We start from the raw sequence: 2,389 nt of genomic DNA, 5'->3' as shown, positions 1-2,389 counted from the left end.
GGCTTTTTTATCTGGGATGCCTACCAGCAGAATTATGTAACTGAGATCATCGTTGCTGTCATCTACATTGGGGCGGTGGGCTTGCTTTTGGATCGGCTGGTGGCTGCCCTGCAAAACAAAATAGCCAATCGCTAGCCCCGTTTGCAGATCTTTTCACTGCATGTCCATCCAATTGAGTTGGGATCCCTCTTCCATTGTCTTTGAGTGTTTGCTCCAATCCGCTCTTCAAAAAGAGTAGAATTGAGGTCTGGGATCCGAGTTGCCGAGCAAATTGAGAGTATCTACAGGTGGGGAGGTCTTCTGTGTCTGTACTGGTCAGTGTAGAGCAAGTGGAAAAAGCGTTTGGTCTGCCTGGGGGCCAAGAATATCTTGCTCTCCAAGGGATCGATCTCCAAATTCACCGCGGGGAGTTTGTCTCCTTAATCGGCCACTCCGGCTGCGGCAAGTCCACCCTGTTGAACATGGTGGCGGGGTTGTCTTTACCTACCGGAGGGATCGTGGCTTTGGATGGACACACCATCACCGTTCCCGGCCCCGATCGCATGGTGGTGTTTCAGAATTACTCCCTTTTGCCCTGGCTAACGGTTCGGCAAAACATTGCCCTGGCCGTAGACGCTGTGCTGAAAAACTACTCCCCAGCAGAGCGTCAGCAGATTGTCGAAGAACATATCGATCTGGTTGGTTTGCGGCAGGCGGCGGATAAATTCCCAGCGCAACTCTCAGGGGGCATGAAGCAGCGGGTAGCCATCGCTCGCGCTTTGGCGGTAAGGCCTAAGGTGTTGTTGTTGGACGAGCCCTTTGGCGCTTTGGATGCCCTTACACGGGGGAATCTGCAGGAGCAGTTGATGCGCATCTGCGAAGAACATCACGTGACTACCCTTATGGTTACCCACGATGTGGATGAAGCCGTCCTGCTCTCGGATCGGGTGGTGATGCTGACCAACGGGCCGGGATCCCGAATTGGCAATATTTTAACCATCGATATTCCCCGCCCCCGCCGCCGGTTGGAGGTCGTCAATCACCCCAGCTACTACAGCTATCGCAGCGAGATTATCTACTTTTTGAACCAGCAAAAACGGATCAAGCAGTGGCGGGCCCGCCGCAGCACCGTGGTGGCCAGGCACGGTTTGGAAAAGATCAACTTGGAGATTGGCTTTGTGCCCCTGACCGCCTGCGCCCCGCTGGCGGTGGCCAAAGAAAAGGGGTTTTTTGCCAAACACGGCCTGGAAGAAGTCAATCTGGTGCGGGAGACCAGTTGGCGAGGGATCCAAGACGGCATCCAGGGAGGTTACTTGGATGCGGCCCAAATGCCCGCCGGCATGCCGGTGTGGATGTCTCTGGGCGGCGGGGACAATCCGCCTCAGCCGGTGGTGACTGCCCTTACCTTGACCCGCAACGGCAATGCCATTACCCTGCACAGGCGCTTCTACGAGCAAGGGATCCACACGCTGAGCCAGTTGAGGGCTTACATCTTAGATAGCCCCAGCCGTCGGCTGACCTTTGGGGTGGTGCATCCCAGCTCCATGCACAACTTGCTGCTGCGCTATTGGCTGGCAGCCGGCGGGATCCATCCGGATCACGATGTTGTGCTGAAAACCCTGCCCCCGGCCCAGATGGTGGCCAACCTAACAGCCGGCAACATCGACGGCTACTGTGTAGGAGAGCCTTGGAACTTGCGGGCCGCCCTGGAGGGCAGCGGCTTTACGGTGGCTACAGATTTGGAGATTTGGCCCGGCCACCCCGGCAAGGTGTTGGGGGTGCGCGAAGAGTGGGCCAGGGCCTATCCCAATACCCACATTGCCCTGGTGAAAGCGCTGCTGGAAGCCTGTCGCTACTGTGAAGATCCGGCCCACCACGACGAGATTCGCGAGCTGCTCAGCCGCCGCGCCTACCTGAGCACTGATCCTTCCTACATTCACCTGGGGGATCCCCAGCGCCTGCTCTGTGACCTAGACATGCCAATGCGGGAATATGCCCACCACCGCTTCTTTCTGGGCGCCGGCAACCGTCCCAGCCGCACCGAGCATCTGTGGATGATGACGCAAATGGCCCGCTGGGGGGATCTGCCCTTCCCGCGCAATTGGGTAGAGATCGTGGAGCGGGTGTGTCAGGTGGGAGTCTTCAGTACAGCGGCCCGCGAGCTGGGGCTGGATGTGTCTTACCAACGCCAGCCCATTCAATTGTTCGACGGGATCCCTTTTAATGGTGAGGATCCCTTGGCTTACCTCAACAGTCTGGCAATTAAGCACGACATCTACGTGGCCGAGGTTGCTTTGGATCGTCGTCCCGTGTTGCTCTAGAGATCTCCTTGGCAAAAGCACGTTCCCAGTTGTGAGAAAACGATGAATTGGAGCACCCCACGATGACTGCTCTCTTGACAACCTCTACC

The 2,389-nt window shown here is 57.1% G+C and carries 1 protein-coding gene and 1 pseudogene; both read left to right on the top strand.

The features are described 5' to 3' along the window. A pseudogene (locus NW863_RS02110) lies at positions 1–135 on the top strand (nitrate ABC transporter, permease protein); the annotation flags it as partial. A gap of 167 nt (positions 136–302) precedes the next feature. Then, the gene (locus NW863_RS02105; protein WP_414364111.1) at positions 303–2,300 is read left to right on the top strand and encodes a nitrate ABC transporter ATP-binding protein; all 1,998 of its coding nucleotides are present in this window, start codon (positions 303–305) and stop codon (positions 2,298–2,300) included. Positions 2,301–2,389: the final 89 nt, after the last annotated feature.

Source organism: Synechococcus sp. B60.1 (genome assembly GCF_047462555.1).
Lineage (GTDB): Bacteria > Cyanobacteriota > Cyanobacteriia > Thermostichales > Thermostichaceae > Thermostichus.
This window is presented reverse-complemented; position numbering and strand designations above follow the sequence as displayed.